The organism is Pseudomonas sp. DP-17 (assembly GCF_022380625.1).
Lineage (GTDB): Bacteria > Pseudomonadota > Gammaproteobacteria > Pseudomonadales > Pseudomonadaceae > Pseudomonas > Pseudomonas nitroreducens_A.
Genome location: NZ_JAKSXG010000003.1, coordinates 283713 through 299576 on the forward strand (window position 1 = coordinate 283713; position 15864 = coordinate 299576).

Genomic DNA, 15864 nt, shown 5'->3' on the forward strand with positions numbered 1-15864 from the left:
CCGTTACTCCGGGCGCAACTGCAGCGGATCGACCAGCCCGGCTGCAATCGCCATGCCCACCAGATCAGGCAGGGTCCCGGCCTGCATGCGCTTCATCACCCGTGCACGGTAGAGGTCCACGGTCTTGACGCTGATGTCCAGTTGCTCGGCCACTTCGCGGCTGGTGTAGCCGCGCACCAGCGGCAGGAACACGTCACGCTCGCGAGGCGTCAGGGCCGCCAGGCGCGCCTCCAGCTCCCCCAGGCCCGAGCGCGACGCCTGCTGGCGTTCGCGTGAACTGAGCGCCTGCTGCACGCTGTCCAGCAGCAGTTGCTCGTTGTAGGGCTTCTCGATGAAATCCGCCGCGCCGGCCTTGAAGGCGCGGATGACGATGGGTACGTCGGCGTGGCCGCTGACGAAGATCACCGGCAGTTCCAGGCCGCGCCGGCGCATTTCTTGCTGTACCGCCAGGCCGCCGAGACCGGGCATGCGCACGTCGAGCAGCACGCAGGCGTGGGCATCGTTCGGGCAGGCATCGAGGAACTCCCGGCCGCTGGTGAATGGCCGCACCTTCAGGCCGACCGACTCCAGCAGCCAGACCGTCGAGTCGAGCATCCGCTGGTCGTCGTCCACCACATACACCACCGCCGTTTCCATCACTGTCTCCGTCATTGTTCGGTTTTCCCTGCGGGCAGCCGGCACTCCAGGCGCAGGCCGCCGGTGGGCGCCGCCACAGCCTCCAGCGTGCCGCCAAAGCCTTCGACGATGCCGCGACTCATGGACAGCCCCAACCCCAGGCCTTCGGGCTTGCTGGTGAAGAACGGCGTGAACATCTGCTCCAGCGCCGCCAGGCTGGCTCCCGGCCCTTCGTCTTCGACCCAGACGCAGAGCTGTCCGCCACTGTCGCGGCAGCTGCCGATGCGCACATTCGAGGGCTCGCCGGCATGGCGCTCGCGGTTGGCCTCGACGGCGTTGCGCAACAGGTTGAGGAACACCTGTTCCAGCAACACGCGGTCGGCGTAGACGGGCGCCAGATTGTCGGTGAACGCCTCGCCGATGGCCACCTTCGCGCTGGCCGCTTCCCAGGCGCACAGGCCCAGCGCAGCCCGCGCCACCTGGTTCAGGTCCAGCGCCTGCATGCGCCGCTGCCCCTTGCGCAGGAAGGCCCGCAGGCGGCGGATCACTTCGGAGGCGTGGGCGGTGTGTTCGACGATCTGCGCCAGCCCCTGGGCCACACGCTGTGCGGCTTCCGGCTGGCTGTCGAGGGATTTCAGGTAGCGCTGGCTGGCGCTGGCGTAGTTCATCACCGCGGCCAGCGGCTGGTTCATCTCGTGGGCAATACCCGAAGCCAGTTCGCCCAGGGTCACCAGGCGCGCGGTATGCGCCAGCTCGTCCTGATGCCGGCGCTGCTGGTTCTCGCGCAGTTCGCGTTCGGTCATGTCACGGGCCACCAGCGAGTAGTAGCACCCGCCGCCCGCCGCGTTGTGCGCCAGCAGGACCAGCGACAACGGCGCGCCATCGCGTCCGCGCAGGCGGCCTTCGGCGCTCCAGACGCCGCTGCGCCGAGCGCTTTCCCAGCCTTCTCGTTCCAACGGGACCAGCAGACCATCGTCCAGCACCTGCGCAACGGACGCGGGCAGCTCCCCGCCGTCCAGCCCCAGAGCCCGGCGCGCCGAGGGGTTGAGGTAGGTGACGCGACCGCCCGGATCGACGAACAGCACCAGGTCGGTATTGGCCTCGACCACTTCGGCCAGGCGCCGCAAGCCTTCCTCGGCCTGCACCCGCGCGGTGATGTCGCGGGACACGCTGACCACTTCCATCACATGGCCGGTATAGGTCTCGCGAATGGCGCGGCTGGCGGTCTCGAACCACAGGTAATGGCCGTCGCGGTGGCGCAGGCGGTAGGTCAGGGTCACGTAGCCGTCCTGCACCAGCGCGTCACGCGTGCGCTCGGCGACCCGCTGGCGGTCCTGTTCGTGCAGCAGCGGCAGCAACTCCTTGCCGCGCAGCTCCTCCGGCCAGTAGCCGAGCAGCGTCCAGGAGGCCGGCGAGACGTCGAGCAGGCGGCCGTCGAGGGTCCTCCGGGAAATCAGGTCAGTGGTGTTCTCGATGATCTGCCGGTACAGCCGGCTGGCTCTCGCCGCCTCACGCTGTTCCCGCAGCGATGCGGTGACCTCGCGGCCGTGAATCAGCACCTGCCGCTCGCCGGGCATCGGCACGAAGGTCCAGAGGAACTGCCGACCTTCGCATTCACCGGTCACCTCGTGCACCGCCCGCCCCTGTTCCAGGCAGGTGCGCAGCAGTTGCGCGTGGTTGCTGGGCAGCAGGTCACGCGGCTCGCTGCCGGGGAAGTCCGCAAGCAACTGGCGCAGGGCCTGGTTGCAGTCAACCAGCACGTCCGCCTCGTCCAGCACCAGCGCCGGCTGGGGATCGGCACTGAGCAGCGGCGCCGTGCGCCGCGCCTGATGCGCCAGGGCAAGCACTTCCCGGAGCAGTTCACCGATCCAGCCGAGCCAATCCTCGGCGTTCGCACCGGTACTTTCCACCAGCAGCAACCCCGGCGCCTCGGAACGCAACGGCAGGACCAGCGCCACCCCCTGGCTCCAGCCGGCGCGGCGCAGGCGGCCGCTGAGCCAGCACGGCACGTCGAGCAGTTCGCCCAGCGGCAAGCCGGCACGCTTGCCCAGCGCCCCGAGCAGCGCCAGGTCGTTGGCCTGCAACGGGTCACCCGTGCCTGGCGGCAGGCGCGAGACACCGGCCAGGGCTTCGAAGCTCTGGCTGCGCGGTTGCCATTCGACGTACAGCGCACGGGACACGCCCTCGCGCTCGAGACAGAGCCGTTGCAGGGCATCCGCCTGCACGGCGACGGGCGCCTGTTCGCGGACCAGGCGCACCAGGGTATTCAACTCGGACATGGAAAAGGCTCGAAGGCACTTCAATTGAATATAGTAGTTATACCATACACCTTAGGTTTAACTTCCATATCCAATTCGACATTGCTATAAAACGCCGCAATGACCGGGCGACAGCCTGCCGCACCGGTCACGACCCGCCTGCTGCCAAGCGCTCCACGGGTCACAACAGAACAATGAGCTAACAATCAGCCACAGGGTGTCCACATGTCGATCTTCGAACAGGGCCTGCCGCGCGCGGCCGTCAACCACATCGCGCTGTCGCCGCTGAGCTTCATCGAACGCACCGCCCACGTTTACCCCGAGCGTACCGCCATCATCCACGGCAGCCTGCGCCGCACCTGGAAGGAAACCTACCAGCGCTGCCGCCGCCTGGCCTCCGCCCTCGCCGCCCGCGGCATCGGCCGTGGCGACACGGTGGCGGTGATGCTGCCCAACACCCCGCAGATGATCGAGGCGCATTTCGGCGTGCCGATGATCGGCGCGGTGCTCAATACCCTCAACGTGCGCCTGGACGCCGAGGCCATCGCCTTCATGCTGCAGCATGGCGAAGCCAAGGTCCTGATCACCGACCGCGAATTCCACGACGTGATCCACGCCGCCCTGGGCATGCTCGACCACCCGCCGCTGGTGGTGGATGTGGACGACCCCGAGTACGGCGAAGGTTATGCGGTCAGCCCGCTGGACTATGAGGCGCTGCTCGCCGAGGGCGACCCCGAGTTTGCCTGGCAGTGGCCGCAGGACGAATGGGACGCCATCTCCCTCAACTACACCTCCGGCACCACCGGTAATCCCAAGGGCGTGGTCTACCATCACCGCGGCGCCTACCTGAACGCCCTGGGCAACCAGATGACCTGGTCCATGGGCCAGCACCCGGTCTACCTCTGGACCCTGCCGATGTTCCACTGCAACGGCTGGTGCTATCCCTGGACCGTTACCGCGCTGGCCGGCACCCACGTGTGCCTGCGCCGGGTCGACCCGCAGAAGATCCTGACCCTGGTCCGCGAGCACCAGGTCACCCATCTGTGCGGCGCCCCCATCGTGCTCAACGCGCTGATCAACATGCCCGAGTCGGCCAAGGCCGCCATCGACCACCCGGTGCACGCCATGGTCGCCGGCGCGGCTCCGCCGGCCAAGGTGATCGGCGCAGTGGAGGAAATGGGCATCAAGGTTACCCACGTCTATGGCCTGACCGAGGTCTACGGCCCGGTGACCGTCTGTGCCTGGCACGAGGAATGGGACGAGCTGTCGCTGGACGAACGCGCCCGCATCAAGTCCCGCCAGGGCGTGCGCTACCCGACCCTGGAAGGTGTGATGGTCGCCGACCCGAAGACCCTGGAGCCGGTGCCGCGCGACGGCCTGACCATCGGCGAGATCTTCATGCGCGGCAACACCGTGATGAAAGGCTACCTGAAGAACCCCACCGCCACCGAGGAATCCTTCGCCGGCGGCTGGTTCCACACCGGCGACCTGGCGGTCTGGCACCCCGACGGCTACGTGGAGATCCGCGATCGCCTCAAGGACATCATCATTTCCGGCGGCGAGAACATCTCCACCATCGAGGTCGAGGGCGTGCTCTATCGCCACCCGGCCGTGCTGGAGGCCGCCGTGGTGGCCCGCGCCGACGAGCGCTGGGGCGAAACGCCCTGCGCCTTCATCACCCTCAAGGCCGAGCACGCGGCGGTCGAGCCGCAGGACATCATGACCTTCTGCCGCGAGCACCTGGCCGGCTTCAAGGTGCCGCGCACCGTGGTATTCACCGACCTGCCCAAGACTTCCACCGGGAAGATCCAGAAGTTCGTCCTGCGCGACTGGGCCAACGCCCTCTGATCCCATCCTCCGCCAGCCATCGTGCGCTCCCCGCAGCGGGGAGCGCCGGAGTTCGCCATGCCTGACTACAACGCTCCCCTGCGCGACATGCGCTTCCTGCTCAACGACGTGTTCGACGCCCCTGCCCTCTGGGCGCGCCTGCCGGCGCTGGCCGAGCGCATCGACGCCGATACCGCCGATGCGATCCTCGAGGAGGCGGCGAAGATCACCGGCGGCCTGCTCGCCCCGCTCAACCGCAGCGGCGACGAGGAAGGCGTGCACTTCGCCGACGGCGACGTGCGCACGCCCGTCGGCTTCCGCGAAGCCTACGCGACCTACGCCGAGGGCGGCTGGGTCGGGTTGGCGGGCAATCCCGAATATGGCGGCATGGGCATGCCGAAGATGCTCTCGGTGCAGTTCGAGGAAATGATGTACGGCGCCAACGCCAGCTTCAGCCTCTACTCCACCCTCTCTGCCGGCGCCTGCCTGGCGCTGGACGCCCACGCCGAGGAGGCGCTCAAGACGACCTACCTGCCGAAGATGTATGCAGGCGAATGGGCCGGCTCCATGTGCCTGACCGAGCCCCATGCGGGCACCGACCTGGGGCTGATCCGCACCCGCGCCGAACCGCAGGCCGATGGCAGCTACCGCGTCACCGGCACCAAGATCTTCATCACCGGCGGTGAGCAGGACCTCACCGACAACATCATCCACCTGGTGCTGGCCAAGCTGCCCGACGCACCGGCGGGCTCGCGGGGCATCTCGCTGTTCCTGGTGCCCAAGTTCCTGGTGCAGGCCGATGGCTCGTTGGGCGCGCGCAACGCGGTCTCCTGCGGTTCGGTCGAGCACAAGATGGGCATCAAGGCCTCGGCCACCTGCGTGATGAACTTCGATGGCGCCACCGGTTGGCTGGTCGGCGAGCTGAACAAGGGGCTGGCGGCGATGTTCACCATGATGAACTACGAGCGCCTGTCCATCGGCATCCAGGGCATCGGCTGCGCCGAGATGTCCTACCAGAGCGCCGTCGCCTATGCCCGTGAACGCCTGCAGAGCCGCGCCGCCAACGGCCCGGTGGCAAAGGACAAGGCTGCCGACCCGATCATCGTGCATCCCGACGTGCGTCGCATGCTGCTGACCATGAAAGCGCTGACCGAAGGCGGCCGCGCCTTCTCCACCTACGTCGGCCAACAGCTGGACGTCGCCAAGTACGGCGAAGACGCCGCCGAACGCGAGTCGGCCCAGTCATTGGTGGCGCTGCTGACGCCGGTCGCCAAGGCCTTCTTCACCGACACCGGACTGGAAAGCTGCATCCATGGCCAGCAGGTGTTCGGTGGCCATGGCTTCATCCGTGAATGGGGCCAGGAGCAGCTGGTGCGCGACGTGCGCATCGCGCAGATCTACGAGGGTACCAATGGCATCCAGGCACTGGACCTGCTGGGACGCAAGGTGATTGCCGACGGCGGCCAGGCGCTCGCCCTGTTCGCCGGGGAAATCCGCGCTTTCGCCGACGCAGCCAACGGCGCCGCCTTGGGCGAATTCACCGCGCCGTTGCTGGATGCGCTGGACCTGCTCGAATCCGTCACCCGCCAGGTGCGCGAAGGCGCCGCCAGAGCGCCACAGGAGATCGGCGCCGCCTCGGTGGAGTACCTGCACCTGTTCGGCTACACCGCCTATGCCTACCTCTGGGCACGCATGGCACAGGCGAGTCTGGGCAAGGGCGACGGCTTCCACGACGGCAAGCTGACCACGGCGCGCTTCTACTTTGCCCGCCTGCTGCCGCGTATCCAGTCCCTGGCCGGTTCAATCCGCGCTGGCAGCGACAGTCTGTTCGAGCTGCGCGCCGAGCAATTCTGACGACCTGCGTCGCGTCATTCTGTTGAGCGTGATTGCGCGGCCAGCCCTGACGGGTTGCGCCGCGCTTTTTTTCGTCTCGGCGAATGCAGATGGCCCACGTAGAATGAGGGCATCCACTTGCCACCGGCCTGCGCCATGAGTACCGAAGACCCGATTTTGCACGACATTTCCCGTGTCACCCTGCAGCACTATCAGGACAGCGCCGAGTCCTTCCGCGAGGGCACCTGGGACCACGACGTCACCCAGAACATTGCCGCGCTGCTGCGGCACATTCAGGGCGAGGCGCCTTTCGTGCTGCTCGATTTCGGTTGTGGCCCGGGGCGCGACCTGTGCGCACTGAAGGGAATGGGGCATGAGGCGGTCGGCCTGGACGGCTGCGCCGACTTCGTCGCCATGGCCCGCGAGTCCAGCGGCTGCGAGGTCTGGCAGCAGGACTTCCTCGCCCTCGACCTGCCCGCCGGGCGCTTCGACGGCCTCTACGCCAATGCCAGCCTGTTCCACGTACCGCGCAGCGAGCTGCCGAGGGTCCTGCGCCAGCTGCATGCGGCGCTGAAACCCGGTGGCGTGCTGTTCAGCTCCAACCCGCGCGGGGAAAACCAGGAAGGCTGGAATGCTGGGCGCTATGGTTCGTACCACGACCTGGAGAACTGGACTCGCTTGCTGGAAGACGCGGGGTTCCGCGAACTGGAACACTACTACCGCCCGGAAGGCCTGCCGCGAGAGCAGCAGCCCTGGCTGGCGAGCGTGTGGCGCAAGATTTGAGCTGACGGCGGATCGCAGGCGGGGCCCGCCCCTGCGGGGGAACACGACTCCTCGCAGGGACGAACCGCACCAGCGATTCGATCACGCGGGTATTGCTACCCGCGCCAGACAGCAGATCAGCCCTTTGCCGCCCAGGCGTTGAAGCGCTGCTCCAGGTCTTCGCCATGGTCGACCCAGAACTCGAAGTTCACCGGTACGGCCTGTTCGAGGTTTGCCGGGGCGGTGTTCAGGCGCTCGACGAGCTTGGGGTCGAGCAGTTGGGTAGTCCCCAGGTTCACTGAGCCGTAGCCCAGCTTCACCGTGTGGATTTTCTGCTGCTCGGGCTTCAGCGAGAAGGCGATGAAATCCTCGGCGGCCTTCTTGTTCGGGCTGCCCTTGGGGATCGCCCAGGAATCGATGGCGTACAGGCTGCCATTCCACACGACCTTCATCGGTGCGCCTTCTTCCTGTGCCGCGAAGGCGCGGCCGTTGTAGGCAGTGCTCATGGCCACGTCGCCGCTGGCGATGAACTGCATCGGCTGCGCGCCGGATTCCCACCACTGGATTGACGGTTTGATCTCGTCGAGTTTCCTGAACGCGCGATCCACGCCTTCCCGGGTGGCCAGTACCTTGTAAAGGTCTTCCCTCTTCACGCCGTCGGCCAGCAGGGCAATTTCCAGGGTGTACTTGGCGCCCTTGCGCAGGGAGCGCTTGCCGGGGAATTTCTTCGTGTCCCAGAAATCCGTCCAGCCGGTGGGGCCGTTGGCGAAGCGCTTGCCGTCATAGACCATGGCCATCGACCAGACCAGCAGGCCGGCGCCGCAGTCGGAAATGGTGCCGGGCACATAGTCCTCGGCCTTGCCGAGGATGGACGGGTCGAGCTGTTCGAACAGGCCGTCTTCGCAACCGCGCAGCAGCTCCGGGCCTTCCACCTGGACGACGTCCCAGTTGACGCTGCCGGTGTCGACCATGGCCTTGATCTTGCCCATTTCGCCGTTGTACTCGCCGGCGATCACCTTCATCCCTTCCTTCTTCTCGAAGGGCTTGTAAAAGGCTTCGGTCTGCACATCCTTGCTGGTGCCGCCGAAGGAGATCACGGTCAGGTCCGCGGCCATGGCGCCGGACGCCACGCCCATGAGCAGGGCTCCCAGAATCGGGTTCTTCATTTCCACCTCTTGGCTTTGTTGTTGGCAGATGGTTCAAGCACGCAGGCGCCCGGCCTCTGTGGACCGGGGCGCGATAACAGGGTCAGGTGCGGTAGACGGTTGCACCGTCTTCGATCAGGCGCAGCGCCGATTCCCAGGCGAGCAGGTGCAGGCCGTCGGCCAGCGCCTCCTCTTCCTGCACGGCAACGCGCTCGCACACGGTGTGCGGCGGGTAACGTAGCTGGCGCCCGCCGGCCAGGGCCTGGACCTGTGCCTGGCAGGCACGCTCGAGGAAATAGATCTGGTTGAAGGCTTCAGCGATGCAGCGCCCCGTGGCCAGCAGGCCATGGTTGCGCAGGATCATCACCATGTGGCTGCCCAGGTCGTTGACCAGGCGCGAGCGCTCGTCCGGGTCCAGGGCAATGCCTTCGTAGTCGTGGTAGCCCAGGCGGTTGTAGAACTTCAGCGCGTGCTGGCTGATCGGCAGCAGGCCGTCCTCCTGGGCGGACACCGCGATACCGGCGGCAGTGTGGGTGTGGATCACGCAGGCCACATCCTCGCGGGCGGCGTGCACCGCGGAGTGGATGTTGAAGCCAGCACGGTTGACGCTTTTCGGGCCGAAGCGCGGGTCGATGACGTCACCGGCATGGTCGACCTTCACCAGGTCGGAGGCGCGCATTTCGTGGAACAGCACGCCGTAGCGGTTGATCAGGTAATGCCCCGGCTCACCCGGCACCCGCGCGGAGATGTGGGTATCGATATGGTCGGTCCAGCGGAAGTGGGCGATCAGCCGGTAGAGCGCGGCGAGGTCGCAGCGTGCCTGCCACTCTTCGGCGGAAATGCTCGAGGGATCGATGTTGTAAGCTGTGTCACGCATGACGGGCGTTCCTTGTTGTTCTTTCAGGCGGTGCGGCGGTTTGCCGCTTCACGTGACCGAGTGTGCTGGCCACGCCCGGCCCGCACCATGCACAGGGACATCGCAGAAATTGCAGTGCTGTTATGGTCCACGGACCTGTACAGATCCTTCCCCACGAGAATCGGACCTTCGGATGCTGTTGCTCGACCCCACCTCGGACATTCCCCTGGTCAGCCAGATCGTCGATGGCATCGCCCAGGCCATCGACGAGCAGCGCCTGCGCCCCGGCGCCAAGCTGCCCTCGATCCGCAAGTTCGCCCAGGCCAACGGTGTCAGCCACTTCACTGTGGTCGAGGCCTATGACCGGCTGGTGGCGCGCGGCTGCCTGAACGCCGTGCCCAACGCCGGCTTCTACGTGCGCGGCCCGGTGGTCGAGGACAGCGCCGGCAGCGAAACGCCACCGGAGTTCGACTTCGACGCCCACCTGCTGCTGCACAAGGTCTTCCAGCCACTGGGCATGGAGCTGCGTCCCGGCGTCGGCCTGCTGCCCGAGCACTGGCTCGATGGCGAAGGCCTGCAGCGCGGACTGCGCAGCCTGGCGCGCGAAGAGCCGAGCCAGTTCGGCAACTACGGCCACAGCAAGGGCAACCCCAGGCTGCGTGGCAAGCTCGCCGACCGCCTGGGCGACGCCGGCGTGGCCGCCAGCCCCGAGCAGATCCTGCTGACCGCCGGCGCCAGCCAGGCACTGGACCTCACCGTGCGCTACCTGGTACAGCGCGGCGACCCGGTGCTGGTCGATGAGCCCGGCTACCACAACCTGTTCCTCAACCTGCGCCTGCAGGGCGCGCAGTTGCTGGGCGTGCCCCGCAGCGCCGATGGGCTGGACCTGGATCGTCTGGAGCAACTGGCCCGCGAGCACCGACCCAAGGTCTACTTCACCCAGGCGCGCCTGCAGAGCCCCACCGGCGGCAGCCTGTCGCTGGCTTCTGCGCACCGCCTGCTGCAACTGGCGGAGAAATACGATTTCCTCATCGTCGAGAACGACATCTACGCCGATCTCGACCCCGCCGGCCAACTGATCCTGGCCAATCTCGACCAACTGGCGCGGGTCATCTATATCGGCAGCCTGTCCAAGATCATCGCCCCGGCGCTGCGCACCGGCTTCATCGCCGCGCACCCGGAACTGATCGAGGAGCTGGTGCCGCTGAAGATGGTCAGCGGCCTGACCAGCTCGGAACTCACCGAGACACTGGCCCTGGACATCCTCCTCCAGGGCCGCCACCGCAAGCATGTGCGCCAGCTGCGCGACCAGCTCGGCGAAGCCCACGACAGCGTGGCGCGGCGCCTGGAAGCCGCCGGCCTGGAAATCTTCCATGAACCTCGCGCCGGCCTGTTCCTCTGGGCCCGGCACCGCGCGGTGGACGACGCCACCCTGCTCGCCAGCCGTGCCAAGGAAGCGAAGATCCTGCTGTTCCCCGGCCAGTTGTTCATGCCCGACGGCCGCAGCGTGCCGTGGATGCGCTTCAACGTCGCGCACTCGCTGGATGAGCGGCTGTACGCTTTCCTCTCCGCCCAGGGCGAGGCCACCCCCTAGGGCGCATCGGCGTACAACTGCGAACGGGGGTACGCCCTGCGAAAAACCCCTCACCGGTCCGCCAGATATCGCCAGCGGCCGCGCCAGCCCTTAGACTTGCTGCCCATCAGTAACCGCCAGCAAGAGATCACTATGGGCGCCCAGTGGAAAGCCAAACATAAAGAAGTCGCCGCCAACGCCAAGGGCCGCGTGTTCGGCAAACTGTCGAAGGAAATCATGATCGCCGCGCGCAACGGCGCCGACCCGGACATGAACCCGAAACTGCGCCTGGTCGTCGAACAGGCCAAGAAGGCCTCGATGCCGCGCGACACCCTGGAGCGCGCCATCAAGAAGGGCGCCGGGCTGCTGGACGGCGCGGCTACCTTCGAGCGCGTGGTCTACGAAGGCTTCGCCCCGCACCGCGTACCGGTGATCGTCGAGTGCCTGACCGACAACGTGAACCGCACCATCGCGGAAATCCGTGTGCTGTTCCGCAAGGGCCAGCTGGGCGCCTCCGGCTCGGTCTCCTGGGACTTCGATTACCTGGGCCTGGTCGAGGCCACCCCGGCCAGCGCTGACGCCGACCCGGAACTGGCCGCCATCGAGGCCGGAGCCCAGGACTTCGAGCCGGGCGAGGAAGAAGGCGACACCCTGTTCCTCACCGACTCCACTGACCTGGACGCCGTCTGCCGCGCCCTGCCCGAGCAGGGTTTCACCGTCGCCTCGGCCAAGCTGGGCTACAAGGCGAAGAACCCGGTGAGCCTGTCCGGCGCAGAGCTGGAGGAAGTCGAAGCCTTCCTCGATGCCCTGGACGGCAACGACGACGTGCAGAACCTGTACGTCGGCCTGGCGTAACCAGCAGCACAAGGGCTGGGTCATACCCAGCCCTCGCTGCACTTCAGTACAGCCCGGTCGCACTCCCCGGCTCGAAGACCGGGGTCTGATTGGCCTGGATCATGTTGTAGCTCAGCATGAAGGTCACGCCACCCTCGCTGGCCAGTGCCTGGCTGACCCAGCCGATGGGGTTGTTGAACAGCGAATCATCCGGATTGAGCACGCCGATGGCCGCCGTGTCGGGATCCTCGTCCCAGGCGACATCGCCCCAGTGCCAGCCCAGCCCCAGCACGAACTGCCGCCCCAGCAGGGCACCGAGCGCGAACACCGCGTCGTCGTCCACCTCGCGCTGCTGCGCCTTGGCATCGCGTATGTACTGGGTAATCGCCGCCACCACCTCATGAGGTGGCAACTCGGGCGCCAGTTGAAGCAGCGTCAGGGCCTGCTGCTGCAGGTCGGCCAGTTGGTGTTCGAGCTCCGCCGACAGCGGAATGATTTCAGCCATGCTTCCCTCTCCTCAAACGGGTCCCGCGCGTTCCTGGCGAGTCCCTGTCACTGTTGAAACTTTGATCCTGGCTGCGCTCAAACGGCGCGGCCCATCAGTACGTCCTGACTGCCCTCGGCCTTCTCCCGCAGGAAATCCCAGGTGGTGCGCATGCGCGCGATATCCTTGAGCTCGGTCGGCATCAGCATCCAGAAGGTCCGCACGAACTCGATCTCCCCCGCCAGCACCGGTTGCAGCGACGGGGCCTCGGCGGCCGCGAACGCCGGCAGGATCGCCAGCCCGGCGCCCTCCGCTACCGCGCGCTGCTGGGCAAGGATGCTGGTGCAGCGCAGCGCCATGTGCAGCGGCCGGCCGATCTCGTCGAGGTACTGAAGCTCCTTGCTGTAGAGCAGGTCGTCGACATAGCCGACCAGGGCATGCTCGCGCAGGTCGTCGCGATTGCGGATGGGGCCACGCTCGGCGAGATAGTTCTTCGACGCGTAGAGGCGCAGCACGTAGTCGGTCAGCCGGGTGATGATGTACGGCCCGCGGCCGGGGCGCTCCAGGGTGATGACGATGTCCGCCTCGTGGCGCGACAGCTGCAGCGCGCGAGGTACCGCCAGCAGATCGACGCCCAGGTGCGGGTGGCGCTGGTTCAGCTCTACCAATTGCGAGGTCAGCAGCGTCGAGCCATATCCCTCGGTGGCGCCGATGCGTACCTTGCCGGAGAGATTGTCCTCGGCGCCGGCCAGGCGTTTCTCGATCACCTTGCACGCACTTTCCATGGCCTCGGCCTGGGGCAACAGGCCGTGGCCGGCCTCGGTCAACCGATAGCCGGCGGGCTCGCGCACCAGCAGTTGGGCGCCGATGCTCTTCTCCAGCGCCTGCAAGCGGCGAGCGACCGTGGTGTGATCCACCCCCAGGCGCCGGGCGGCAACGGTCAGCTTGCCGGCACGGGAAAGCTCGAGGAAAAACCGCAGGTTGTCCCAGTCCATATCGGCCTCAGCGCAGGCTGTCTGTGCAAAAACGCAGAGCATACTTGCACATCACCGCATTGAGCACATCAAAAATGCACTGTTAGGATCGGACCACACAACAACAAAAGCCTTCAGGCTGGGAGAATCCCGATGACCGCTACTGCCGTCCCGACCGTCAAACTCTTCCTCGACGGCAAGCCCGTCGAGTCCACCACCTCCGAATGGCGCGAGGTGATCAACCCCGCCACTCAGGAAGTCCTCGCCCGCGTGCCCTTCGCCACGCCCGAGGAAGTCGACCGCGCCGTAGCCAGCGCCAAGGCCGCGTTCAAGACCTGGAAGAAGACCCCCATCGGCGCCCGCGCGCGCATCTTCCTCAAGTACCAGCAACTGATCCGCGAGAACATGAAGGAGCTGGCGGCAATTCTCACCGCCGAACAGGGCAAGACCCTGCCTGATGCCGAAGGCGACGTGTTCCGTGGCCTGGAAGTGGTCGAACACGCCGCAGGGATCGGCAACCTGCAGCTGGGCGAGCTGGCCAACAACGTGGCCGGCGGCGTGGATACCTTCACTATCCTGCAGCCCATCGGCGTGTGCGCAGGCATCACGCCCTTCAACTTCCCGGCGATGATCCCGCTGTGGATGTTCCCGATGGCGATTGCCACCGGCAACACCTTCGTCCTCAAGCCCTCCGAGCAGGACCCGATGGTGACCATGCGCCTGGTCGAACTGGCCCATGATGCCGGCGTGCCGCCGGGGGTGCTCAACGTCATCCATGGCGGCCCGGACGTGGTCAACGCCATCTGCGACCATCCGGACATCAAGGCCGTCTCCTTCGTCGGCTCCACCCGCGTCGGCACCCACGTCTACAACCGCGCCTCCCTGGCCGGCAAGCGCGTGCAGTGCATGATGGGCGCGAAGAACCACGCCATCGTACTGCCCGACGCCAACAAGGAGCAGACCCTCAACGCCATCGCCGGCGCGGCCTTCGGCGCCGCCGGGCAACGTTGCATGGCATTGTCGGTGGCGATCCTGGTGGGCGAAGCCCATGACTGGATTCCGGACCTCGTGGCCAAGGCCAAGACCCTCAAGGTCAGCGGCGGCACCGAGGCCAACACCGACGTCGGCCCGCTGGTTTCCTGCGCGGCGCTGGACCGCGTCAGTGGACTGATCGAACGCGGCGCCCAGGAAGGCGCCAAGCTGGAACTGGACGGCCGCAATCCGCAGGTCGAGGGCTATGCCAAGGGCAATTTCGTCGGCCCGACCGTGTTCTCCGGCGTCACCCCGCAAATGACCATCTACCGCGAGGAGATCTTCGGCCCGGTACTCTGCGTGGTGTCGGTGAAGACCTTCGACGAGGCCATCGAGCTGATCAACGCCAACCCCAACGGCAACGGCACCGCGCTGTTCACCCGCTCCGGCGCCGCCGCACGGCATTTCAAGGAAGAGATCGACGTCGGCCAGGTGGGCATCAACGTGCCGATCCCGGTGCCGGTGCCGCTGTTCTCCTTCACCGGCTCGCGCGGCTCCAAGCTGGGCGACCTGGGCCCGTACGGCAAGCAGGTGGTGCAGTTCTACACCCAAACCAAGACCGTCACCGAACGCTGGTTCGACGAGAACGAGGTCGGCGGCGCGGTGAACACCACCATCAACCTCAAGTAGCAAAGCCTGCCCGCCCGCTCGCCCCGAGCCGGCCCGGACGTCAGCAAGGAGGCTGGTCCGGACCCGGCGCCACGCGGGCGGGCATCTCCTTTCGCGCCTGCCCTGAGGCGCCCCGAACAAGAAGAGGATCAACCCATGCGCATCGGTTTCATCGGACTCGGCAACATGGGCGGCCCCATGGCTGCCAACCTGCTCAAGGCCGGCTTCGACCTGAGCGTCTTCGATCTTTCCGCCAAGGCCGTGGAAGCGGCTGTGGCCCTTGGCGCCCGCGCCCTGGCATCGCCTGCCGAAGTGGCACGCGACGATGTCGAGGTGATCATCACCATGTTGCCGGCAGCCGCCCATGTGAAACAGGTCTACCTCGGCGAGGACGGCCTGCTGGCCAACGTGCAGCCCGGCGTATTGCTGATCGACTCGTCCACCATCGACCCGCTGAACGCCCGCGAGGTCTCCGCCGCCGCCCTCGCCCACGGCAACCCGATGCTCGATGCGCCGGTTTCCGGCGGCACCGCTGGCGCCGCCGCGGGCACGCTGACCTTCATGGTCGGTGGTGAACAGGCCGACTTCGAGCGCGCCCGCCCGGTGCTGGCGGCCATGGGCAAGAACATCGTGCACTGCGGCGGCACCGGCAACGGTCAGGTGGCCAAGGTGGCGAACAACCTGCTGCTGGGCATCTCCATGATCGGCGTGGCGGAAGCCATGTCCCTGGGTGTGAAGCTGGGCATGGATGCAGAAGTGCTGGCCGGCATCATCAACACCTCCAGCGGCCGCTGCTGGAGCTCGGAGGTGAACAACCCGCTCACCGGCGCCCCGGCGGCGCGCGGCTACAGTGGCGGCTTCGGCACCGACCTGATGCTCAAGGACCTCGGCCTTGCCAGCGAGGCCGCGCGCCAGGTGCGCCAGCCGGTGCTGCTCGGCGCGCTGGCCCAGCAGCTGTTCCAGACCTTCAGCAACCAGGGCAACGGCAAGCTGGACTTCTCGGCCATCGTGAAGCTGTACGAACAGAACTGAAACCCTACGTAGGAGCGGACTCCGCCAGCG

The 15864-nt window shown here is 66.8% G+C and carries 13 protein-coding genes; 7 read left to right on the forward strand and 6 right to left on the reverse strand.

Annotation, left to right across the window (positions count from 1 at the left end; translation table 11 throughout):
• Positions 1-3: 3 nt before the first annotated feature.
• Together MJ122_RS08600 and MJ122_RS08605 are read right to left on the reverse strand one after the other, a co-directional pair.
• Complete coding sequence (locus MJ122_RS08600; protein WP_239743749.1) at positions 4-651, reverse strand: response regulator transcription factor; 648 nt, start codon at positions 649-651, stop codon at positions 4-6.
• Positions 648-2894: a PAS domain S-box protein gene (locus MJ122_RS08605; RefSeq protein ID WP_239743752.1), complete on the reverse strand. Its 2247-nt coding sequence runs from the start codon at positions 2892-2894 to the stop codon at positions 648-650. Before MJ122_RS08605 ends, MJ122_RS08600 begins: the two co-directional genes overlap by 4 nt.
• 204 nt (positions 2895-3098) lie before the next feature.
• Here MJ122_RS08605 and MJ122_RS08610 point away from each other — a divergent pair, with 204 nt between their 5' ends.
• The 3 genes from MJ122_RS08610 (at position 3099) to MJ122_RS08620 (ending at position 7316) form a co-directional block, all read left to right on the forward strand.
• Positions 3099-4721, forward strand: a complete 1623-nt coding sequence (locus MJ122_RS08610; RefSeq protein ID WP_239743754.1) for an acyl-CoA synthetase — start codon at positions 3099-3101, stop codon at positions 4719-4721.
• 57 nt (positions 4722-4778) lie between these two features.
• Positions 4779-6554: an acyl-CoA dehydrogenase C-terminal domain-containing protein gene (locus MJ122_RS08615; protein WP_239743756.1), complete on the forward strand. Its 1776-nt coding sequence runs from the start codon at positions 4779-4781 to the stop codon at positions 6552-6554.
• A 135-nt stretch (positions 6555-6689) separates the two neighbouring features.
• Positions 6690-7316, forward strand: a complete 627-nt coding sequence (locus MJ122_RS08620; protein WP_239743759.1) for a class I SAM-dependent methyltransferase — start codon at positions 6690-6692, stop codon at positions 7314-7316.
• A 116-nt stretch (positions 7317-7432) separates the two neighbouring features.
• On the opposite strand, the gene MJ122_RS08625 is transcribed toward MJ122_RS08620, so the two are convergent.
• Positions 7433-8461 (reverse strand): ABC transporter substrate-binding protein, encoded by a 1029-nt coding sequence (locus MJ122_RS08625; protein ID WP_088421541.1) that lies wholly within the window; start codon positions 8459-8461, stop codon positions 7433-7435.
• 82 nt (positions 8462-8543) lie between these two features.
• Positions 8544-9317: a class II aldolase/adducin family protein gene (locus tag MJ122_RS08630; protein WP_088421540.1), complete on the reverse strand. Its 774-nt coding sequence runs from the start codon at positions 9315-9317 to the stop codon at positions 8544-8546.
• Positions 9318-9489: 172 nt separating this feature from the next.
• Between MJ122_RS08630 and MJ122_RS08635 the strand changes: the two genes are divergently transcribed.
• Positions 9490-10890 carry a PLP-dependent aminotransferase family protein gene (locus MJ122_RS08635; protein ID WP_239743761.1) on the forward strand — a complete coding sequence of 467 codons (1401 nt, stop codon included), beginning with the start codon at positions 9490-9492 and terminating at the stop codon, positions 10888-10890.
• A gap of 132 nt (positions 10891-11022) precedes the next feature.
• Entirely contained in the window at positions 11023-11724 is a 702-nt protein-coding gene (locus MJ122_RS08640) for a YebC/PmpR family DNA-binding transcriptional regulator (protein ID WP_088421538.1), read from the forward strand.
• 43 nt (positions 11725-11767) lie between these two features.
• On the opposite strand, the gene MJ122_RS08645 is transcribed toward MJ122_RS08640, so the two are convergent.
• Both MJ122_RS08645 and MJ122_RS08650 read right to left on the reverse strand, forming a co-directional pair.
• Positions 11768-12208, reverse strand: a complete 441-nt coding sequence (locus MJ122_RS08645; RefSeq protein ID WP_239743763.1) for a hypothetical protein — start codon at positions 12206-12208, stop codon at positions 11768-11770.
• 77 nt (positions 12209-12285) lie between these two features.
• The gene (locus MJ122_RS08650) at positions 12286-13182 is read right to left on the reverse strand and encodes a LysR family transcriptional regulator (protein WP_088421537.1); all 897 of its coding nucleotides are present in this window, start codon (positions 13180-13182) and stop codon (positions 12286-12288) included.
• A gap of 132 nt (positions 13183-13314) precedes the next feature.
• On the opposite strand from MJ122_RS08650, the gene MJ122_RS08655 reads away from it, so the two are divergent.
• Together MJ122_RS08655 and mmsB are read left to right on the forward strand one after the other, a co-directional pair.
• Positions 13315-14823: a CoA-acylating methylmalonate-semialdehyde dehydrogenase gene (locus tag MJ122_RS08655; RefSeq protein WP_239743765.1), complete on the forward strand. Its 1509-nt coding sequence runs from the start codon at positions 13315-13317 to the stop codon at positions 14821-14823.
• Between the two features lie 135 nt (positions 14824-14958).
• Positions 14959-15834 carry a 3-hydroxyisobutyrate dehydrogenase gene (gene mmsB, locus MJ122_RS08660; protein ID WP_239743767.1) on the forward strand — a complete coding sequence of 292 codons (876 nt, stop codon included), beginning with the start codon at positions 14959-14961 and terminating at the stop codon, positions 15832-15834.
• Positions 15835-15864: the final 30 nt, after the last annotated feature.

What these genes read in the sequence shown, in the direction of transcription:
- MJ122_RS08600 (WP_239743749.1), bottom strand. Translation starts at nt 651, where the DNA reads ATGACGGAGACAGTGATGGAAACGGCGGTGGTGTATGTGGTGGACGAC.
- MJ122_RS08605 (WP_239743752.1), bottom strand. Translation starts at nt 2,894, where the DNA reads ATGTCCGAGTTGAATACCCTGGTGCGCCTGGTCCGCGAACAGGCGCCC.
- MJ122_RS08610 (WP_239743754.1), top strand. Translation starts at nt 3,099, where the DNA reads ATGTCGATCTTCGAACAGGGCCTGCCGCGCGCGGCCGTCAACCACATC.
- MJ122_RS08615 (WP_239743756.1), top strand. Translation starts at nt 4,779, where the DNA reads ATGCCTGACTACAACGCTCCCCTGCGCGACATGCGCTTCCTGCTCAAC.
- MJ122_RS08620 (WP_239743759.1), top strand. Translation starts at nt 6,690, where the DNA reads ATGAGTACCGAAGACCCGATTTTGCACGACATTTCCCGTGTCACCCTG.
- MJ122_RS08625 (WP_088421541.1), bottom strand. Translation starts at nt 8,461, where the DNA reads ATGAAGAACCCGATTCTGGGAGCCCTGCTCATGGGCGTGGCGTCCGGC.
- MJ122_RS08630 (WP_088421540.1), bottom strand. Translation starts at nt 9,317, where the DNA reads ATGCGTGACACAGCTTACAACATCGATCCCTCGAGCATTTCCGCCGAA.
- MJ122_RS08635 (WP_239743761.1), top strand. Translation starts at nt 9,490, where the DNA reads ATGCTGTTGCTCGACCCCACCTCGGACATTCCCCTGGTCAGCCAGATC.
- MJ122_RS08640 (WP_088421538.1), top strand. Translation starts at nt 11,023, where the DNA reads ATGGGCGCCCAGTGGAAAGCCAAACATAAAGAAGTCGCCGCCAACGCC.
- MJ122_RS08645 (WP_239743763.1), bottom strand. Translation starts at nt 12,208, where the DNA reads ATGGCTGAAATCATTCCGCTGTCGGCGGAGCTCGAACACCAACTGGCC.
- MJ122_RS08650 (WP_088421537.1), bottom strand. Translation starts at nt 13,182, where the DNA reads ATGGACTGGGACAACCTGCGGTTTTTCCTCGAGCTTTCCCGTGCCGGC.
- MJ122_RS08655 (WP_239743765.1), top strand. Translation starts at nt 13,315, where the DNA reads ATGACCGCTACTGCCGTCCCGACCGTCAAACTCTTCCTCGACGGCAAG.
- mmsB (WP_239743767.1), top strand. Translation starts at nt 14,959, where the DNA reads ATGCGCATCGGTTTCATCGGACTCGGCAACATGGGCGGCCCCATGGCT.